This window comes from Parabacteroides sp. APC149_11_2_Y6, assembly GCF_054506995.1.
In genome coordinates this window covers 745457-765944 of sequence record NZ_CP173709.1, presented here as the reverse complement: position 1 = coordinate 765944, position 20488 = coordinate 745457, and the positions used below count along the sequence as shown (strand labels likewise).

Genomic DNA, 20488 nt, shown 5'->3' with positions numbered 1-20488 from the left:
TTAATATGAACAAAACAGAATTCATAAAACGGATGTCAAAGCATATGTCTCTTCCTCCCCATACAATTTCATATTTCCTCAATGCGTTTAATGAGGAACTTGCCAATGTATTCAAGGAAGACGACCGCTTGATTATGCAAGGCTTCGGCTCCTATTATCTATATAAACGGACAGAGCGGAAAGGACACAATCCCAAGACGGGGGAGAAATGTATGATACCATCAAAAATGAGTATCAAGTTCCGACCGGGAAAAATCCTTCTTGGGAAACTGAATCAGGACAAAAGTTAACCAGAGCTTTAACGATATCACATTACCAAATAAAAGGAAAGTGCCCCGACTGTGAAGTCCGGGTATTTCCACATTTTCACAATCAGTGTTAAATGGCAGCTATCTGTATGGATGGTTGCCATTTTCCGTTTATAGGGGGCTGACGAATCCTTTATATACTTTGACCGGAAAGATGTTCATACTTAGTAAATTCTACTTTATCTCATTTGCATCTAAAAAACATAAATATTTAGGCCTATGCTATTTGCATTATTTTTGGCAAATCGCGTTTTCCTAAATAATATGTTTTTATCTTTGCATCATAAATATTAAATCCGTAATTACGATGAATACACAATTGTACAAAGCTGTTATCGCAGTTTTTCTTATTGGAATATTTGCGGCAGGCTGTAACCCGAAAACGAAACAAGTGGCTGAAAACAATATTACGTTCGATTCAATCCAGGTAGATAAAACCTACCATTTATTGGAAAATCAGGACAACCCGAACTGCAACCTCCAAATGAATTTCGTATATCCTGTTAAATATACGAATAAAGAGGTACTGAAGAATGTTCAAAAACAGTTTGTACTGGCTTATTTCGGAGAGACTTATGAGACTTTAGCTCCTGCAGATGCAATTGCTAAATACACGGAAGATTACCTGAATGCATACAAAGACCTGGAAAAAGATTTCAAGGATGAACTGACAAAGAAAGAAGATGCCCCGGTAGAAGCCTGGTATTCCTACTATGAAATGTCGTCCGACAAAATTGCACTCAATAAAAACGATATCCTCAGTTTTACTGTATATTTCGAAAACTATACAGGTGGAGCGCATGGTTCACATTCTGCCAATAATCATTCTATCAACCTGAATACCGGCGACCCGATTACAGAGGAAGAGATTTTCGTAGAAAACTACCAGGATGAACTGGCTAAAATATTGACCGATCATATTGCCAAGCAAAATGAGGTGGAAAATCCCAAAGATCTGGAAAATCTGGGATTCTTCAGTGTGGATGAAATTTTCCCCAACGGAAATATATTAATTGAGGAAGACGGTATTAACTATACTTTCAACGAATATGAAATTGCCGCTTATGTAGTGGGAACAATCAATGTGTTCCTTCCTTATAAGGATATACAGCATTTGTTGAAAAAGGATAGCATTATCGCTCCGTTTATTAATAATTGAAACAACATCTCAAACGCATGGAAGTGAAAGATACTGATAGTGATTTGTCTATTATCCATTCCCAGTTAGAAGCGATTAAATCTTATTTTCCGGAGCTTACAGAACAACAAAGAACGCAGATAGATGCTCTTTATGACCTGTATGCCGACTGGAATGCCAAAATAAATGTGATTTCACGCAAAGATATTGTCAATCTATACCTGAATCATGTGCTTCATTCTCTGGGAATTGCCCGGATGTTGAAGTTCAAAGAAGGCTCGTCTGTCATGGATATCGGTACAGGAGGCGGTTTTCCCGGTATTCCTCTTGCCATATTATTCCCGGAAGTAAATTTCCATTTGGTAGACAGCATAGGGAAGAAAATAAAAGTCGGGCAAGCAGTAGCAGAGGCCATCGGACTGAAAAATGTAACATTCCGCCATTGCCGGGCCGAAGAAGAAAAACAATTATTCGATTTCGTTGTCAGCCGCGCTGTAATGCCCCTCTCCGATCTGGTAAAGATAGCTCGTAAAAACATAAAAAAACAGCAACACAACGCGTTGCCGAACGGTTTAATCTGTTTGAAGGGCGGAGAATTGCAAAGTGAAGTATTTCCTTTTCGCAACCAAGCTGTTACCATCGAATTGGGAGACTATTTCAAAGAAGAATTTTTCAAAACTAAAAAAGTAGTATACGTGCCATTATGATATCAATAAAAGCATTTGAATTTAACTACTTCCAGGAAAACACATTTGTACTTTACGATGAGACCCGTGAAGCGGTAATCATTGACTGTGGTTGTTGCCGGCGGGAAGAAGAAATTGAATTGGAAAACTTTATCACAGAGAATAATCTGATAGTAAAACATCTCCTTTGTACCCATCTCCATCTGGACCATATCTTCGGAAATCCGTTTGTATATAAGAAATATGGATTAAAACCGCAGGCACATAGGCTGGATGTGGAACTTCTTCCGTCACCGGATGCACAAGCCAAGTTGTTCGGACTAAGTTTTCATATAGAGAATATTCCGGTAGAAAAGCTATTAGTCGGTAACGAAATTATCAAGTTCGGCAAATCCGAATTAAAAGTTTTAACAGTACCGGGACATTCCCCCGGAAGTGTTGCCTTTTATAATGAAAAAAATGGTTTTGTCATTGTCGGGGATGCCTTATTTGCAGGAAGCATCGGACGTACGGACCTTTGGGAAGGCAATCATGATATTCTGATAGCAGCTATCAACGACAAACTGATGGCATTACCGGACGAAACTGTGGTATATCCCGGACATGGACCGGAAACACGTATCATTGATGAAAAATTAAATAATCCCTATTTATAAACTACATTAATATTATGGATACAAATAAATTTGTAAACCGTCATGTAGGCGTCGCAACAGAAGATATTCCTTCTATGTTGCAAGCTATTGGCGTGGAATCGGTAGACGAATTGATTAACCAGACAATTCCGTCGAACATCCGCTTAAAAGAGCCTTTGAATCTTCCTGAACCCATGACTGAACGTGAGTTCGCAGAACACATTGCCGAACTGGCTTCAAAAAACGAAGTATTTACTTCCTACATTGGAATGGGATGGTACGACACTGTTTGCCCGGCTCCTATCCAGCGTAATGTTTTTGAAAACCCGGTCTGGTATACTTCTTATACTCCTTATCAGGCTGAAATCTCGCAAGGACGTCTGGAAGCGTTACTGAATTTCCAGACTGTTATTTGTGAACTGACAGGACTGCCTCTTGCAAACTGCTCATTGCTGGATGAAGCAACTGCCGCCGCCGAAGCTGCAACGATGTTCTTCGGAAGCCGGAGCCGTGCACAGGCAAAAGCCGGAGCCAATGTATTATTTGTAGACGAAAATGTATTTGCTTCCACTTTGGCAGTAATCAATACACGCATGGTTCCCCAAGGTATCAAGGTGGTTGTTGGTAACTATAAGACATTTGAATTCACACCGGAAGTATTCGGTGCTATTGTACAATATCCGAATGCAGACGGTTCTATTGAAGATTATAAAGAATTTATCTCTCGTGCAAATGCGAACGAAACCCGTGTTGCTGTTGCAGCAGACCTGATGAGCCTGGTATTGCTTACACCTCCGGGAGAATGGGGTGCAGATGTTGTATTCGGAAGCAGCCAACGGTTCGGTATCCCGATGTTTTACGGAGGTCCGTCCGCAGCCTTTTTCGCAACTAAAGCGGATTATAAACGTACGATTCCGGGACGTATTATCGGTATCTCCAAAGATGCTTACGGCCATGCTGCTTACCGCTTAGCTCTGCAAACCCGCGAACAGCACATCAAACGTGAAAAAGCAACATCCAATATTTGTACGGCTCAGGCTTTATTGGCAACAATGGCTGGTTTCTATGCTGTATACCATGGTGCTGAAGGACTGAAGAACATAGCAGGGCGTATCCATGCTTCTGCCGGCTTCCTGGCTTCCGAACTTGAAAAACTGGGTTACAGACAGCTCAACAAAGATTATTTCGATACACTGAAAATCGAACTGCCGTCTCATGTGTCCATTAATGCTTTGCGTGAAATTGCATTGGAATGTAAAGTGAATCTGCGCTACTTTGAAGGCGGACAGGTTGGTATCAGTGTAGACGAAACAACACAACCAACCGACATAGGCGTATTGCTATATATCTTTGCAGGTGCTGCCGGTAAAGATTATATGCTGAAAGAAGCCGTGCCTGAAAAAACTTATTTTGATGCGAAATTTGCGCGTACATCTGATTTCTTACAGGAAGACGTATTCAAAAAATACCATACGGAAACCGAATTGATGCGCTATATCACTCGCTTGGGACGCAAAGATATTTCATTGGCTCAGTCCATGATTTCTTTGGGTTCTTGTACAATGAAACTGAATGCCGCATCTGAAATGCTGCCATTGAGCCGTCCGGAATTCCAGAACATCCATCCGTACGCTCCGGAAGAACAAGTTGAAGGATATAAAGAACTAATTGAAAACCTGTGCTGCTATCTGGCTGAAATCACAGGATTTAAGGGGGTTACTTTACAACCGAACTCAGGTGCCGCCGGAGAATATACCGGTTTACGTGTAATCCGTACTTATCTGGAAAGTATCGGTCAGGGACATCGTAGTATCGTCCTTTTACCGTCATCTGCACACGGTACAAATCCGGCAAGTGCTATCCAGTGCGGTTTCTCTACTGTAACAGTTAAATGTGATGACAATGGTAATATCGATCTGGCTGACTTCCGCGAAAAAGCAGAAGCAAACAAGGATAATCTTGCAGCAACCATGATTACTTATCCGTCTACTCACGGTATTTTTGAAGTAGACATCAAAGAGATGTGTGATATTGTTCATGCATGTGGCGGACAAGTTTATATGGACGGTGCCAATATGAATGCACAGGTCGGTTTGACAAATCCGGGCACAATTGGTGCCGATGTTTGTCACCTGAACCTTCACAAAACATTTGCTTCCCCTCACGGTGGTGGTGGTCCCGGTGTAGGTCCGATTTGCGTAGCCGCTCATCTGGTTCCGTTCCTGCCTTCTCATCCGGTAACATGGGGCAGTGATTTGAATACGGTGTCTGCCGCTCCTTATGGCAGTGCAGGTATCTTACCGATTACCTATGCTTACATTCGTATGTTAGGTGCGGAAGGACTGGAAACTGTTACAAAAACAGCTATCCTGAATGCCAATTATCTGGCTGCTAAGCTGAAAGATACATATGGCATCGTTTATACAGGTGCTACAGGCCGCGTAGGTCACGAACTTATACTGGAATGCCGTACAATTAAAGAACGTTCCGGTATCGATGAAGGTGATGTAGCAAAACGTCTGATGGATTTCGGCTATCATGCACCGACTCTTTCATTCCCGGTTCACGGTACCTTAATGGTAGAACCTACCGAAAGTGAGAGCAAAGCGGAACTTGACCGTTTTGTTGAGGTATTGGAATGTATCTGGAAGGAAATCAAAGAGGTGGAAGAAGGTAAAGCTTCTAAAGAAGATAACGTGCTGAAAAATGCTCCTCATCCTGAATACGAAATCACTGCTGATGAATGGAAACATGAATATCCTCGCAGTAAAGCCGCCTTCCCGCTGGAATGGTTGCATGAAGGTAAATTCTGGATTAATGTCGCCCGCGTAGACAACGCATATGGCGATCGCAACCTGATACCTTCTCTTTGCGCTTGCGAACTGTAATATTCTTGTTTTTGTGTCAAGAAGCTATTGCCGAACGCAGATGACGCAAGACACGCAGAGAAACGCGGACTTATTTTATTAATAATAAGGTCTGCGTTCTTCTGCGCTCCGTCTGCGTAGTCTGCGTTCCTTAATTTCGACTCTCGACACACTCCCCTTTTTTCTCTGGAACATCTAAAAAAACACAACTAAAAAATATCTGATGAACAAATTATTACTTGCTTTTACAACAGTTGCCCTGATGACAGCCTGCTCGAAAACGCCGGAAACAAAAATCAAAGCTTACGGGTGGCAAGGTGAAGGACAAAATACCACCGAAGAAACTTTACAAGCTGATTTCAGCAAATGGAAAGCGCACGGACTGGATGGCGTTTGTTATAACGCCGGACATGATGTGGAAAAACATCGCCGTGCAGCTAAAGTAGCCCATGCAAACGGATTGGAATATCACGGATGGATACCGGCAATGGTCCAGGGTGATGTGGATTCCACCTGGTATGCTGTAAACCGTAACGGTGAATCCACCTACAACGTACAGGCTTATGTACCTTACTACAAATTCATGTGTCCCAATCGTGAAGAGGTTGCCAACTATTTGGTTGACATGTATGGAAAAGTAGCAGATATTCCCGAAGTCGATTATGTACATCTCGATTATATCCGTTTCGTAGACGTTATACTGGCTCGGGGCTTATGGGATAAATACGGGCTTATTATGAATGAAGAATATCCTGTAGCCGATTATTGCTATTGCGACAAATGCGTTGCAGATTTTAAAGCTGCGACAGGTATCGATATTAAAAGCGTGGAAGATCCTTCCAAATGCAAAGAATGGGCACAGTTCCGTTGTGACCTGATTACCAAACTGGTAAACCGTATTGCGGATTCCGTACATGCAAAAGGCAAAAAAATCAGTGCTGCAGTATTCCCTGGTCCGGACTCATATGCAAAAAAGATGGTACGCCAGGAATGGAACAAATGGAATATAGATGCTATATTCCCAATGAACTATAACGACTTTTACTTAGAAGGTCCTGAATGGGTTGGGAAAGTTGTTGAGGAAGAAGTAAATTCCGTGAACGGAGAAAAACCGGTTTACAGCGGTTTATTCATCTGCCATGATTGGAAAAACAAAGCTCAGATTAAAGACCCGGAAGGACATGGACTGTTGCCTTCTGAAATAGAAGAAGCGGTAAAAGGCTCTATGGAAAGCGGTGCTGCCGGTGTTTGCCTGTTCACACCTAACAGTATGACGGATGAACATTGGGCCGCATTTGACAAGGCAATCCACCAATCTTATCAGGTTAAGAAATAGACATACAAAAAACGGCCAGGCTTTGTAATCACTACAAATCCTGGCCTTAAGTCTAAGTGTGTGTGTCTATTTAAGACTGGAAATATTTTTATCTCTTATAGAAATCCAATAGTTTAATCAAACCGGACTCGTCTTTCCATTTTATTTTATGCTGTTTGATAAAGGCTTTTAATTGTGCCTGCCCCGCTTCCGTAAGCGATTTCGTTACATCTTTCCGGGTTGCCTCAATAATTTTATCTCCTAAAATAAAATAGTATTCTTTAATTAAAGGCAATTCTTTGCCATCACTCTGTTCCAATTTCATTTGGCTATAGTTCAGGTTCGTAGTGCTACCTTCCCCTAATCGAAAAGAACTTAAATCGTCAGTAGCTGAAACTTCTGTCGTCATGCCATAAGCCCCGGTTCCACCTTTTGTCAAGGCCTTAAAATCAGCCTTTACAAGCTTCACCAGCATATGATCATTATCTGATTTTATTACCTGGACAAGAACTCCGTTCATATAGATAAAAGTATCGTTTCCGATTTCGACTTTTGTAATACGTGAAGGGTTTACCTGAATAATATTATCTCCGTCCAGATGATGAAGTGTGGCATTTTGAAGATGTATGTTCAATTTAAGATGGCTTGTTTTTTCACCTTGAGAAAAAAAGACCACCCCCTCTTGGAAATTCTCATACAAATAAGGCCACTTTGTTGTCGGAGTATAAGCCAAAGCCGTTGAAACAGTAACATACGACATCCATATGAAACAAAATAAAAACCGAATGATTGACTTCATATTCATATGTTTTATAAATAAGAAGGCTTACCTTCCCGGATAACGGAAAATGTAAGCCTTCCTGTAAAATTAATATTCAGGATTTTGTACCATATTCGGGTTGGCATCCATTTCACGTTTCGGAATAGGCAATGCCCATCTGTAATCCGGGAAAGGTATGTCTTTTGCAGTAGCAGAGCCCTGATAATCCACACGGTGAAGAGCAGTACCGGTTCTTGCCATATCATAAATCAAGTGACCTTCAAATGCCAACTCTTTGCGACGTTCCAACAATATATTTTCCAATGTTGCAGGAACTGTAGATGCACCACGATTTGATGTGATTTGCAACAAATCACTAGCAGCAGTAACACCTGCAACTGTAGCACCGCGAACGATTGCTTCCGCACGGTTTAAATACATTTCAGCGAAACGAAGTACGATGATATTATTAGCAGTCGGTCTGTTATTGTTTTTACCAGGATACTTTGTTGTCCAATAATGATCTTTCGCATTTTCATGATTCTTAAATAATGTACCACGTACATCTCCCGGTTCATAAAGATCGCGCAAATCAGCACTGGATGCGGCATCTGCATAACCATCCGGATTCGTCATCCAGGAAATTTCTTCCCAATATTCATTGTATTCATTATTCAAAGAACCATAAACTTCAAAAATCACTTCTTTACCATCTTCTGCAACTTCCCGTCCCCAGAATTTAGTAAACTCTTCCTTCGTATACAGCGTAAAATGATAATCGTTTATCACTTTAGTCGCATAGTCTGCTGATTTCTGCCATTCGCCCATGTATAAATAAACTCTCGACAACAAAGCCTGAATAGCCGGTTTACTTGCCATTGCAAATGAGTCCGTTATTTCAGAACGATTATAGCGGCCGGAAGCTATCAATGTTTCCGCATTCAGCAAGTCTTTCTCAACCTGGTCATATACCTCTTTTACTGTATTACGTGCCGGAAGTCCGTTTTCTGTAACAAAAACAAGAGGAACACCTAAACTATTCGGGTCAGAGGTATAAGGTTGTGAATACGTACGAACCAAATCAAAATAACTTAAAGCACGCAAGAATAAACATTCTGCTTTCAAATCATTCAAATCCTGAGTCGTTACATCTGTAGATTCTTTACCGTCTGCATTATTAAGCACATTATTGGCTGCTGCAATTGTATAATAAGCATAATTCCACAAGTTGGAAGTTGAACTCGGAACATAGTTCCAACTATATTCTTTCGTCAAACGTCCTGAAGTAAAATTCGTATTAGTAGGGTTCTTTGCATTACCGGATCTCAATTCACAGCTCAGAACAAATTCCGAACCATACCATGTACCATCATAGAGATAAGTATAAGCACCTTGAGTAGCTTTTCTCAAACCATCATAATTAGACAACATGGTTTCTGTTTTCAATTTAACAACCGGTTCCTCCGTCAAAAAGTCATTGCAGGAAACACAGCCTATTGCCAATGCTGTTAAACCATATATCAATATATTTTTCATATACTCTTATTAGTTAAGTTAATTAAAATGACAAATCAATACCAAACACAAATGAACGGGTCATCGGATAAATACCATTGCCAACACCTTCAACACCACGTTCAGGATCCCAGAAATCAACATTATGGAATGTATAAACATTCGAACCGCTTGCATAAACCTTCAGATTGTTCAATCCTATCGGATTCAACCATTTTTTAGGTAATGTATAAGATAATGTAATGTCTTTAATACGTACATAGCTGCCATTTTCAAGGAAACGGGTTGAATATCCATCATAAGAACTGCTGGTATTACCTGCTACCGGTTTCGGATTACAATCCGTATCACCCGGCTGTTTCCAATAATTCAATGCGCTCTTAGCCTGATTCATCGCCATTTGGTTTCCATCAGAATGAGAATAGCGGTTTTCGAATATCAGGACTTTATTACCGAATTTACCTTCAAACTGAACGCCTAAAGAAATACCGTTCCAGGTTATATCTGTATGCAAACCACCTGTAACTGTAGGTTCAGGACTGCCGGCGTTGATATAACGAGCTTTATTAAAGTTATTTGTAATAGAACCATCTTCCGCTACCCAAAGAGCTTCACCGTTATCCGGATTTACACCGGCATATTCACGTAAATAGAAGCTAAACAATCTTTCCCCCTTGATATGTCGTAGTGCGCTATAATCAGCGTTAGCAATCATTTCGTCGCCATCCAAATCAAGAATTTTACTCTTATTGGTAGAGAGATTAATACCGGCATTCCATTGAACAGCTTTCGTATTAATAATATTTGCATCAAACTGGAATTCAAAACCGCTATTCCGCAAAGAACCTACGTTCTGCATCTGTTTTGTAAATCCGGAAGTACTGGACAAAGGTCTGTCAAGCAACATATCTGTTGTTTTACGGGAATAAAAATCAATACTACCGCTAAAACGTTGTAAGAAGCTATAGTCGATACCGATATTCCAAGCACCGTTTCTTTCCCATGACAAATCATCATTAACTGGAGTAGAAGGACGATACCCCGGATAACCGTTATAAGTAGAAGGTTCGTATACTGCGTACTGTTTGTAATCATCAATATTATTATTACCGTTCACACCATAGCTGGCACGTACTTTCAGCAAATCCACCCAATCCACATCTTCCATAAAGGCTTCATTATGTGCATTCCAAGAAGCACCGATAGAATAGAATGCTCCCCAAACGCTGTTTTTACCGAAACGAGAGCTACCATCACCACGGACTGATGCCTGTAAGTAATACCGGCCGGCATAATTATAATCCAATATACCGAAGAATGACATCAATGTATTGGTATAAATTCCATATTCAGCGGAAGTTTCACCGTCCGGAGCAGTATTTGGATAAGGAATAGCCGGGTCTACATTTCTGGCAGAAAGATAAGTATAATGGTTTGTCTGATGAGTTGCTTCCTGACCAACTAATACGCGATAGTTATGGTCTTCGAGGAATTTATTTTCATAAGTAATTGTATTTGATGTAGTAAGTAAACGATACTGGCGATTTGAACCCTGATAAGTTGCCACGCCTGAATTGGTAATGGCATCCCAATAACGTAAACCTTCGGTGAAATTCATTTCAGCAGCATTAGTTGTTTTGATAACTAATCCTTTAATCGGAGTCCATTGCAAATACATACTACCGTTGAAACGATATTGTTTTTCCCATTGTTTATCATAAATAGAAGTAGCCACGGGATTTGTATTACCATTTTCCGACATCTTCATATTATATGAACCATCTTCATTATACAGAGGAGTCCAAGGCTGAAGAATAGCACCACCCCACATTGGGTTTGCATAGTACAAAGACTGCATCGGCACGTCATTGTTATTCATATAACCTACATTGATACGAACACCTGTCTTTAAATATTTATTCAACTCATGGTCCACATTTACACGGCCTTGCATTCTTTGAAAATCGACACCTTCAAAAATACCTTCTGTTTTATGATAAGAGAAAGAACTGAAATATGAAGTTTTATTACTTCCTCCGGTTGCTGAAATTTCATATTCCTGGGTTTTACCTGTACGTGTTAACAACTTAATCCAATCAGTCATTTCGCGTTGTAAAATACTTTCCGGGAAATAATAAGCACCTTTCATTGCATTTGGATCATCCGGATCATAGCCTGCATTTCTTACAGCCTGACGACGGTAGCTTAATAATTCTTCACCGTTCATGTATCCGAAATCATTATCGTTTGCCAAATTGGAAAAACCGAACTTAGCACGAGCCGTAAAGCGGCTTTTTCCTTCTTTTCCTGATTTTGTAGTAACCAAGATTACCCCATTAGCTGCACGTGAACCATAAACGGAAGCAGCTGCGGCATCTTTCAATACAGTAATACTTTCGATATCATTCGGGTTAATCATAGCTATCGCGTTGTTACTGTTGGTAAAGTAGCTCTGGTCTCCGGACATTACAGCTACACCATCCACTACATACAACGGATCGTTCTTGGCGTTGATAGAACTGATACCACGAATACGTATTTGTGAATTTCCACCAGGCTGACCGGTATTGGAAGTAATCTGCACACCCGCCATTTTACCTGACAACATTTTATCAAATGATGTAGCAGACAACTCTGCAAGTTCATCACTCTTTACAGACACAATAGAGCCGGTCTTAGCTTCACGGCGTGTTGTTCCATAACCTACAACAACAACTTCATCCAGAATTCTATTATCACCACTTAAGGTTATCGTCATAAACCCAGGTTTTATTTGCACTTCCTGAGTTATCATTCCAACAAATGAAATCATCAGAGTCTTTGCAGAACTTGGTACATTTGTGATAACAAATTTACCATCGGCATCAGTTACAGTTCCCTGTGATGTCCCTTGTATCAATACTGTGGCTCCAATAATAGGTAATCCATCTTCTGAAGATTTTACCATACCTGTTACTTGGGAGGTTTGAGCCGTCAAAATGCCTATACCTACTAATAGGTAGACCAACAACAACACTAATTTCCTTTCCATAAACACATTTTTAAATTAATTATAACAGCTTTGTTTTTAGACACGGCGCAATTTATACAAAAATATTTTAATTCAGTGCATATATTTATAAAAAAATGAAGTTATAATTAAAAATAAACATTGATATCTAAAATATCCATGACTTTCTATGGTCGAAAATGAAACAATCAGGATATTCCAGCATCCTTTATAAAATGATATTCAATGAGCAAATCTGAAATTCACCTTTTTTGAATACATATAATATATATAATCAAAATATAAAATTACGCAATATATGGATTTTAACGAAGTGATGACAGAAAAATGCACTGATAGCATATATACGACATATCTATATAAAGTTATTCACTAATCAACTATCATACTATCATATCTTTGCTAACCATCAAAGAATCAATGTTATATATTATGATAGTCGTTTTTTGAACTATCATTATAACCATCATAATGTGATTTTTCCCCTAAAATATCGTTCTTTTCACTGCAAAGAAGAAGTAGTTATAAAGAGCTTACTATATTTATTCAATACATCTCTATACTATTTATTTAAAGGCTGCTCTATTATTTTACGGGGGCACTTACTTTTGTTGTCGGAATGCAGGTATAAAGACATTTCACACCCCCGTCTGGATGATACGAACACCCGGGTGTTCATACTTCCAACACCCGGGTGCAAAGAAGGTTTAGTCGTTATACTATTAATATATAACAGTATATCGATTAAAAAACATAGATATGCTATCTTAATATAAAATGACAGTTATGATAGATGCTATGACAGTCAAAAAGGGAACTATCATAGCGTAATATACTGATTAAATGATATTTAATAAAAAAATGATAGTATGATGGTTGATTTTTCAGAAAAACGATATATGTTTCTTTTAAAATTCCGTTATCTTACCAAAAGAACTTTTTCAACCTTACGAACGGATTAGTTTTACTAAAGAAACGATCACAGTGAAAGGTTTATTTTATCATTATATTACAAATAAATCTTAATTACAGTATCTATCTTTTTATAAGTAAGTAAACATAGCACTATTCTAAAATATTGTTATACTACTCAAGAAAAAATAATCTTTTTGACAATAAATCTTTATATAAAAACTTGACTACTAACAGTGCTCGATGATAGCTATAAACAGGACTTACACAATTCATTTTCTACCAATTGATAGATTCAAGCATGATTCTCATAGAAAGAAATATCTTATTAACCTGAAAATCAAAGATAAACTATTATAAGTAATTCCTTATATACCAAGTTCTGCAAAGACTATGATGATTTCATTTGTAGGAATGGATAGCCGGAATGCAACAATCAAACCTTTCTGAATTGTGCAACATGGGCAGGTAACAAACCAACCTATATACTATGATAAAAAGTTTATGTAACAGAGAGTAGCAAAATAGTAAAGAACAAACGAAACAAGGATTTATGAAAAACAGATTCTTCGCCTTAATCACTTTCCTCCTTATGGGAGTTGGGGTTGTCTTTGCGCAACAGACAATTACCGTTGCAGGTACTGTGTTATCGTCCGATAACAATGAAGCTGTTATTGGCGCTTCTGTATTAATTGTGGGTACATCTAAAGGAACGATTACCGATATAGAAGGTAAATTCGTACTTGACAATGTTCCGCAAGGTGCACAATTGAAAATTTCATTTGTGGGAATGATTCCGCAGGTAGTGAGAGCTGTGGAGAATCTAAAGGTTAGCCTGAAAGCAGACGCACAATTGATAGACGAAGTTGTTGTTACGGCTTTGGGTATCCAGCGGCAGGCAAAAGCTATTGGTTATGCCACCGCTAAAGTGGACGCAGAGCAGTTGACTATGGCAAAAGGTTCGGACGCCACCGCAGCATTAAGTGGAAAAGTATCCGGTCTGTCTATTAATATCACCTCTCCAAGATTGGATCAAACAACCCGCATTACCCTGCGTGGAGCACGATCTTTTAAAGGGGACAATCAAGCCTTGTTGGTTCTGGACGGAGTGCCGACCCCTACTAATGTTTTACAAGCAATGAACCCGAATGATATTGACAACATTTCCGTTTTAAAAGGAGCTTCGGCTGCTGCACTTTATGGTTCGGATGCAGCTAACGGCGTATTAATCGTAACCACCAAAAGTGGTACAAAAGGTAAGCCCAGTATTACTTATTCATTGACCACAACATTTGATAATGCAGCTTATTTTCCCAAATATCAGACACGTTTCGGTGCCGGCCAACCGGATGCACTAAGCGGGCTCCCGCTTTGGAGCGGATATGTGTCTGATGAGAATCAACAATATGGACCAGAGTTCAATGGAGAAATGGTCAACGTCGGAAATCCGATTAACGATGGAACAGAGGATGGCTACTATCGACAATTACCATACACCTATGTAAAAAATGGTCGTAAGAATTTCTATCAAACCGGCGCAAGTATACAAAATGATATTTCTTATTCTTCTGCCGATGACCGGGGCAGCATGTATTTATCCTACCAGCGCCTGGATCAGACTGGTACAACAATTCATGATGAAAGAACGCGTCAAACGGTTCGTTTCAATGCCAGCAGAAATTACAAGAACCTCAAAGTGAGCGCCAGGCTATCTTATATCAACACTTCTTTCGACTTGACTAATGATACTCAGAATGGTATTCAGGACTTGCTCAACGTATCCGGAAATATAGATATGGCAGATTATAAAGACTGGAATACAACTGAAATAGGGACCGGCGCATCACCGAACGAATGGGTGAACAGTTATTATAAAAACCCATGGCACTCTGTTGATCTTTATCGTCGTAGCGCACGTCAAGACCGCATAACCGGTTCTGCCGATTTTGAATATCAAGCTACAAAATGGTTACGCTTCATGGGACGTGCAGGTATAAATGTGAATAATACGCATGGCAATACTAAGGCTAATGCTTATCACTACACTGATTGGGCTAAGAAATATTATGTATATGCTTCCAGCGATGAAATTGGAAGCTTCTCTACATACAGTACTTTAAGCAGTACATTAAACCTTGATTTTATGGCCTTTGGAGAACATAAATTCAATGATGATTTTGCAATGAAAGCAATGGTTGGTTATTCTCTCAACGAATACTATTATGAAACTAAAACGGTTAGTGCAGGCAGTTTGATTGTTGACGACGTTTTCAATGTAGCCAACCGTGCAGGCGAATTAGGCGGTTCGAATAGTTGGACCCGTACCCGTAAACTTGGCGTATATGGCAGTTTGGATTTAAGTTTCAGAGATTGGGCTTTCCTGCAAATCACCGGACGTAATGACTGGACTTCATTGCTCGATCCCTCACATTGGTCTTTCTTTTATCCCGGAGCCAATCTGTCTGTAGTATTAACAGATGCCATCCCTGCAATAAAGAGCGATATTATGAATCACCTGAAATTGCGTGCTTCGGCCGCCAAAGTCGGAACTGTGAATGTCGGAGCCTACAATTTGGAGAATATTGTGAATAAAGCAGACTATTTCCCTTATGGAACATTGACCGCATTCTCTTTAAGCCCGAATTTACGCACACGCGATATTAAGCCAGAGTTCACGACCGAATATGAAGTTGGTGCAGAATTCGGATTTTTGAATAACCGTATCACACTGGAAGCCGCCGCTTATACACAAACAACTACGGACCAAACAACAAACGTCAGCATTCCCTACTCTACTGGTTTTAGTTCTCGTTACATCAACGCCGGTACCATGCGTGGTAAAGGCTTGGAATTTGATTTACATCTGACCCCGCTTTTAAGATTTGGTGACTTCTACTGGAATGTAAGCGGTAATCTGACTCTCATCGATACACGGGTTGTCGCATTGGCAGGTGATGAAAAGGAACTTTCCCTGGGTGATGGCGGCTATGCTATTGTAGGTGAAAAATATCCTATGATTAAAGGTTCTGACTGGAAACGCAGTCCGGATGGAAAAGTAATTGTAGATGCAGAAACAGGTTTGCCTACAACCGGCGAACAGATCGGCTTAGGCACTTCAGATGCGACTATACGTATCGGTTTGAACTCGACAATGAAATGGAAAGGATTTTCACTGGGTGCTACATTCGACTACCGTGGTGGCCATTCTACTTATTTTGGAATTGAAGATGACATGTTGTTTACCGGAACTTCGTATGCATCCGGCTTAATGGGCCGCCAACGTTTCGTATTCCCGAATTCTGTTATTGAAGTGACAGATGCGGCAGGAAATGTCAGCTATCAGGAAAACACAAACATCACAGTCAATACCGGCGGTAAGAACTTCTGGGCCACCACTTATAAGGCCATAAGCAGCCCGATAACCGTAAGTGGTGCATCCTGGAGATTGCGTGAATTATCTTTGGGCTATGAATTTCCCGACATCTTATTAAGGAAAGTAAAATTCATCCGAAGAGCATCGTTGAGCGTAGTAGGACGCAACCTGTTCATGTGGACCCCCAGTACCAATGTTTGGGGAGACCCCGACTATACCACGGCAAGTAGCAGTAATGTAAGTGGTATATCAGGAACAAGAGCTGCTGGTTCAAGAAGCTACGGATTCAATTTATTAATTTCATTCTAAAAGGACAGACTCATGAAAAAAATAGCATTATATACATTAGCATTAAGCGGGTTACTCTGTAGCGGCTGCTCTGATTGGCTGGACATCAACTATACACCGAATAATGTTTCGCAGGAAGCAGTCTCTATGGATCAGTTGTTAACCTATGTGGAGAACGACATAAATAATGACAGGGTGAGATATCTGGGGCTTAATCAGGTATGCGGACAAATCACCAAATCGGGTTCATTTTCGGGAAATTACATTTTTCTATTGGGAACATTAAACCCGAAGGATGTAAATAACTATTGGATTTATAGGTATGCCCGATCGGAAAACTTACTGGTAATCAAGAATAAAGCAATTGAAGATAAAAATCCCGCCTACATTGGTATCGCAGAGACATTGACTATTATCGAATTCCGTGAACTGGTGGACCTATTTGGAAATGTCCCTTATACGGAAGCTTTGCTGGGAGCAGAGAATACCACCCCTAAATATGATAAAGCCGAAGATATATATGCTGACCTTCTTAAAAGAATTGATTATGCGATTCAACAGTTTGACGAAGCTATAAGCGACCCACTATTGGATCTAGGGAGTTTAAAGAAGTCCGATATCAACTGCAGAGGCGATTTACAGCTATGGAGACGTTATGCATACACAATCAAGTTGAGTTTGCTTATGCGTATATCAAATGTACAAGACGTATCTGAGCAGGTGAATGCCATTAAAGATAAATGCCTGGCTGCGTCTGAAATAATAACAGCTAATCCTGGCTTTTACAAAGCAAGCGGCAAAATGAACCTTCTTTATGAATATTGGGCAAGAAACTATCTGGATAACGAATTATCCCGCCACCGGGAGTATATGCCTTCTTCGCAACTTGTTGATTTTTTGCGTGATAATGAAGATCCACGTTTACGCGTATATGCTGAACCACGTAAAAATCTGGGCGATGATAATACCAATCATACAATGTACTCAAAATTCGGTTTGGAAAATGAATATTATATCGGTACTCCTTTTGGTCAATCACAACCAGCTAGGGCAGAATATGCCAGCAAAATTGGTTATGGCGTATTAGGACACTCTTCCTCATTGATAGATGCTCCCAGTAGCGATCTTTACGTCATATCCGGGTCATTACCCGAATTCCTTTTGGCAGAAGCCGCCTTGCGCGGTATGATTCCCGGAGGTGATGCCCAAGCCAAAAAATATTATGAATCAGGAGTGACGGGAGCCATGCAGATGTATGAAAAAGCCATGCAAGATGAAGGATTCAAAGAACCGGGAACCAAACCGGCAATCACCACCAGCGCAGCAGAAGCAGCCGCTATCTATCTGGCACAGAATAAAAAGACCGTCAATTGGGACTTGATGGCTACCACAGAAGAAAAGATGTGTGCCATTCAAACACAAAAATGGTTGAGCCTGTATATGATCGACCCACAGGAAGCCTGGTCCGAACAAAGAAGAACAGACTATCCGGTCTTGCATGCATCACATAGCTTAGTAAAAGGGAGCAAGCTTATAGCACGATTCCCTTATCCCAGCAATGAACAAAATATCAATCCGAACAATTTTGACGCACAAGGAGAGATTGACATCTTCAATTCCTTAATCTTCTGGGACAAGAAAAATGATGATGTAGAGAAGGCACCTATTTATCTGTAAAATCTAAAAACATACAAGTATGAAAACAAAAATATATTTTTTTCTGATGATGACATGTATGACACTATTACTACCCTCGTGTCTGAAAGATGAGCCGTTAGATGACTTCAGTGGAGTAAAACCGGTTATTGAACTGCCCTATGTATCAAGCCACAGTAGCACTGCTACCAGTTCAAAGGGCGAGGATGTCACGTTCCAGTTAATGGTAAACTACACCATCATTGATTGGAGAGATCAAAATGAAGATATTGTAGTTGGTTTAGGGGTGGATGAGAGTCTGGTAGGAAATAATACGTTATTACCGGCATCAGCTTACACGCTACCGGCTACTATGACTATTGCTAAACAGACTCAGTTAACTACGACCGACTTAAAGGTCAGCGTTACCGGATTGGCAGCCGGCAAATATTCCCTGCCGGTAGTAATAAAGAGTGTGCCGGAAGGTTATATAATTAGCGGCAATTTTAATTATGCATTATTTATAGTAACAGTCCGATAAGCCTTACTTTTTCATAAAACATACTTCAACAAAAAACCGGTCCGGATATTATTTCTTGACCGGTTTTATATTTATCTGTCCGAATAAGAGTTTTTATGACAATTTAGTTGTATCTGAACATCTAAGGAATATAATTCTGTTTCTTATAAGAAATAAAATTCCTATTTTTGCAATACGTTTTACTTATAAGTAACATAATATGAAGATTCCGGAATATTATAAAAGAGAATTATATATTGGGCGTATTAAACCATTTATCAATACACAAATGATCAAGGTATTGACAGGGCAGCGCCGTGTTGGGAAAAGCTTTCTACTTTTCCAGTTAATGGATCACATACATGTATTGTATCCGTCTTCCGACCTCATCTATATAAATAAGGAACTATTTGAGTTTGATACTTTAAAGGATTACGCAGACTTGATAAACTATGTAACACAACAACGTAAAAATTTTAATGATAAATGCTTCCTGTTTATCGATGAAGTACAGGATATTGCAAGTTTTGAAAAAGCATTGAGACATTTTTTTGCCGAAGGGACTTTTGATATCTATTGTACTGGAAGTAATGCCAATATGCTATCTGGTGAATTAGCAACTTATCTAAGCGGTCGCTATATCGAATTTAAAGTGTACAGCCTGACTTACAATGAATTTTTACAATTCCACAAACTGGAAGATAGCTCTGACTCATTTACTAAGTTCTATAAGTTCGGAGGATTACCATATCTGGTCAATTTACCATTTGATGAATTATTGGTTTCCAATTACCTCAGAAGTATTTATGATACGATTATTTTAAAGGATGTGGTAAACAGGTATAATATCAGAAACGTCAGACAGCTACAAGATTTAACTGTATATCTTGCAGATACAATCGGTAATTTATTTTCTGCCAATAAAATCAGTGAATATCTCAAATCCCAGCGTGTGGAACTTCCTCCTAAAACAATACTGGAATATCTGAATTATCTCAACAATGCTTATTTTGTAAAACGACTTCGTCCTTTTGATATTCAAGGAAAACGACAGTTCCAGATAGGAGAAAAATATTATTTTGAAGATTTAGGTATACGCCATGCAATCCGTCCTTTCAAAGCGAATGACATTGCGCAAGTTTTGGAGAATATTGTCTGCCATCATCTTCTTGTCCATGGTTACAACCTATCTATAGGCAGAGACGGAGATAAAGAAATTGATTTCGTAGGAGAGAAAAACGGGGAAAAAATTTATATACAGGTGGCATATTCAGTTATGGACCCTAAAACGTATGAACGGGAATTTGGCAACCTTCTTGCTATTAAAGATAATTATCCCAAAATGGTTATAACGATGGATGAAATAGAAGGAAATTCAAATGAAGGTATAAAGCAAATTCCCATACGGAAATTTTTACTGAATTTTAATTAAAATACGATTATTATTTATAGCTATAATTTACATTTGGTTATATTTTCAGGGTAGAATGAGAGTATCAATCTGATTCTACCCTTTTTTATACTTA

At 39.5% G+C, this 20488-nt stretch carries 13 protein-coding genes; 10 read left to right on the top strand and 3 right to left on the bottom strand.

The window, feature by feature from the left end; translation table 11 throughout:
- Positions 1–5: 5 nt before the first annotated feature.
- The 6 genes from ACGE0T_RS03125 to ACGE0T_RS03100 all read left to right on the top strand — a co-directional run bounded on the left by ACGE0T_RS03125 (position 6) and on the right by ACGE0T_RS03100 (position 6970).
- A complete protein-coding gene (locus ACGE0T_RS03125) occupies positions 6–290 on the top strand; it encodes an HU family DNA-binding protein (protein WP_459189084.1) in 285 nt (94 codons plus the stop codon).
- Between the two features lie 325 nt (positions 291–615).
- Positions 616–1467 (top strand): DUF3298 and DUF4163 domain-containing protein, encoded by an 852-nt coding sequence (locus ACGE0T_RS03120; protein ID WP_459189083.1) that lies wholly within the window; start codon positions 616–618, stop codon positions 1465–1467.
- Between the two features lie 17 nt (positions 1468–1484).
- On the top strand, positions 1485–2153 hold the full coding sequence (gene rsmG, locus ACGE0T_RS03115) for a 16S rRNA (guanine(527)-N(7))-methyltransferase RsmG (protein ID WP_459189082.1): 669 nt from the start codon (positions 1485–1487) through the stop codon (positions 2151–2153).
- Complete coding sequence (locus tag ACGE0T_RS03110; protein WP_459189081.1) at positions 2150–2788, top strand: MBL fold metallo-hydrolase; 639 nt, start codon at positions 2150–2152, stop codon at positions 2786–2788. Before rsmG ends, ACGE0T_RS03110 begins: the two co-directional genes overlap by 4 nt.
- 14 nt (positions 2789–2802) lie before the next feature.
- Complete coding sequence (gene gcvP / locus ACGE0T_RS03105) at positions 2803–5655, top strand: aminomethyl-transferring glycine dehydrogenase (RefSeq protein ID WP_459189080.1); 2853 nt, start codon at positions 2803–2805, stop codon at positions 5653–5655.
- Between the two features lie 202 nt (positions 5656–5857).
- Entirely contained in the window at positions 5858–6970 is a 1113-nt protein-coding gene (locus ACGE0T_RS03100; RefSeq protein WP_459189079.1) for a glycoside hydrolase family 10 protein, read from the top strand.
- An 88-nt stretch (positions 6971–7058) separates the two neighbouring features.
- On the opposite strand, the gene ACGE0T_RS03095 is transcribed toward ACGE0T_RS03100, so the two are convergent.
- From ACGE0T_RS03095 to ACGE0T_RS03085, 3 genes are all read right to left on the bottom strand, one after another.
- A complete protein-coding gene (locus tag ACGE0T_RS03095; RefSeq protein ID WP_459189078.1) occupies positions 7059–7748 on the bottom strand; it encodes a hypothetical protein in 690 nt (229 codons plus the stop codon).
- 69 nt (positions 7749–7817) lie between these two features.
- Complete coding sequence (locus tag ACGE0T_RS03090) at positions 7818–9245, bottom strand: RagB/SusD family nutrient uptake outer membrane protein (protein WP_459189077.1); 1428 nt, start codon at positions 9243–9245, stop codon at positions 7818–7820.
- A gap of 22 nt (positions 9246–9267) precedes the next feature.
- Positions 9268–12255 (bottom strand): SusC/RagA family TonB-linked outer membrane protein, encoded by a 2988-nt coding sequence (locus tag ACGE0T_RS03085; protein ID WP_459189076.1) that lies wholly within the window; start codon positions 12253–12255, stop codon positions 9268–9270.
- A 1444-nt stretch (positions 12256–13699) separates the two neighbouring features.
- On the opposite strand from ACGE0T_RS03085, the gene ACGE0T_RS03080 reads away from it, so the two are divergent.
- The 4 genes from ACGE0T_RS03080 (at position 13700) to ACGE0T_RS03065 (ending at position 20394) form a co-directional block, all read left to right on the top strand.
- Complete coding sequence (locus tag ACGE0T_RS03080) at positions 13700–16828, top strand: SusC/RagA family TonB-linked outer membrane protein (protein ID WP_459189075.1); 3129 nt, start codon at positions 13700–13702, stop codon at positions 16826–16828.
- A gap of 12 nt (positions 16829–16840) precedes the next feature.
- Positions 16841–18484, top strand: coding sequence for a SusD/RagB family nutrient-binding outer membrane lipoprotein (locus ACGE0T_RS03075; protein ID WP_459189074.1), 1644 nt, complete (start codon positions 16841–16843; stop codon positions 18482–18484).
- A gap of 19 nt (positions 18485–18503) precedes the next feature.
- Positions 18504–18983 (top strand): DUF1735 domain-containing protein, encoded by a 480-nt coding sequence (locus tag ACGE0T_RS03070; protein WP_459189073.1) that lies wholly within the window; start codon positions 18504–18506, stop codon positions 18981–18983.
- Between the two features lie 199 nt (positions 18984–19182).
- Complete coding sequence (locus tag ACGE0T_RS03065; protein ID WP_459189072.1) at positions 19183–20394, top strand: ATP-binding protein; 1212 nt, start codon at positions 19183–19185, stop codon at positions 20392–20394.
- The last annotated feature ends 94 nt before the right edge of the window (positions 20395–20488 follow it).

What these genes read in the sequence shown, in the direction of transcription:
- ACGE0T_RS03090 (WP_459189077.1), bottom strand. Translation starts at nt 9,245, where the DNA reads ATGAAAAATATATTGATATATGGTTTAACAGCATTGGCAATAGGCTGT.
- ACGE0T_RS03125 (WP_459189084.1), top strand. Translation starts at nt 6, where the DNA reads ATGAACAAAACAGAATTCATAAAACGGATGTCAAAGCATATGTCTCTT.
- ACGE0T_RS03085 (WP_459189076.1), bottom strand. Translation starts at nt 12,255, where the DNA reads ATGGAAAGGAAATTAGTGTTGTTGTTGGTCTACCTATTAGTAGGTATA.
- rsmG (WP_459189082.1), top strand. Translation starts at nt 1,485, where the DNA reads ATGGAAGTGAAAGATACTGATAGTGATTTGTCTATTATCCATTCCCAG.
- ACGE0T_RS03070 (WP_459189073.1), top strand. Translation starts at nt 18,504, where the DNA reads ATGAAAACAAAAATATATTTTTTTCTGATGATGACATGTATGACACTA.
- gcvP (WP_459189080.1), top strand. Translation starts at nt 2,803, where the DNA reads ATGGATACAAATAAATTTGTAAACCGTCATGTAGGCGTCGCAACAGAA.
- ACGE0T_RS03120 (WP_459189083.1), top strand. Translation starts at nt 616, where the DNA reads ATGAATACACAATTGTACAAAGCTGTTATCGCAGTTTTTCTTATTGGA.
- ACGE0T_RS03080 (WP_459189075.1), top strand. Translation starts at nt 13,700, where the DNA reads ATGAAAAACAGATTCTTCGCCTTAATCACTTTCCTCCTTATGGGAGTT.
- ACGE0T_RS03095 (WP_459189078.1), bottom strand. Translation starts at nt 7,748, where the DNA reads ATGAAGTCAATCATTCGGTTTTTATTTTGTTTCATATGGATGTCGTAT.
- ACGE0T_RS03100 (WP_459189079.1), top strand. Translation starts at nt 5,858, where the DNA reads ATGAACAAATTATTACTTGCTTTTACAACAGTTGCCCTGATGACAGCC.
- ACGE0T_RS03075 (WP_459189074.1), top strand. Translation starts at nt 16,841, where the DNA reads ATGAAAAAAATAGCATTATATACATTAGCATTAAGCGGGTTACTCTGT.
- ACGE0T_RS03110 (WP_459189081.1), top strand. Translation starts at nt 2,150, where the DNA reads ATGATATCAATAAAAGCATTTGAATTTAACTACTTCCAGGAAAACACA.
- ACGE0T_RS03065 (WP_459189072.1), top strand. Translation starts at nt 19,183, where the DNA reads ATGAAGATTCCGGAATATTATAAAAGAGAATTATATATTGGGCGTATT.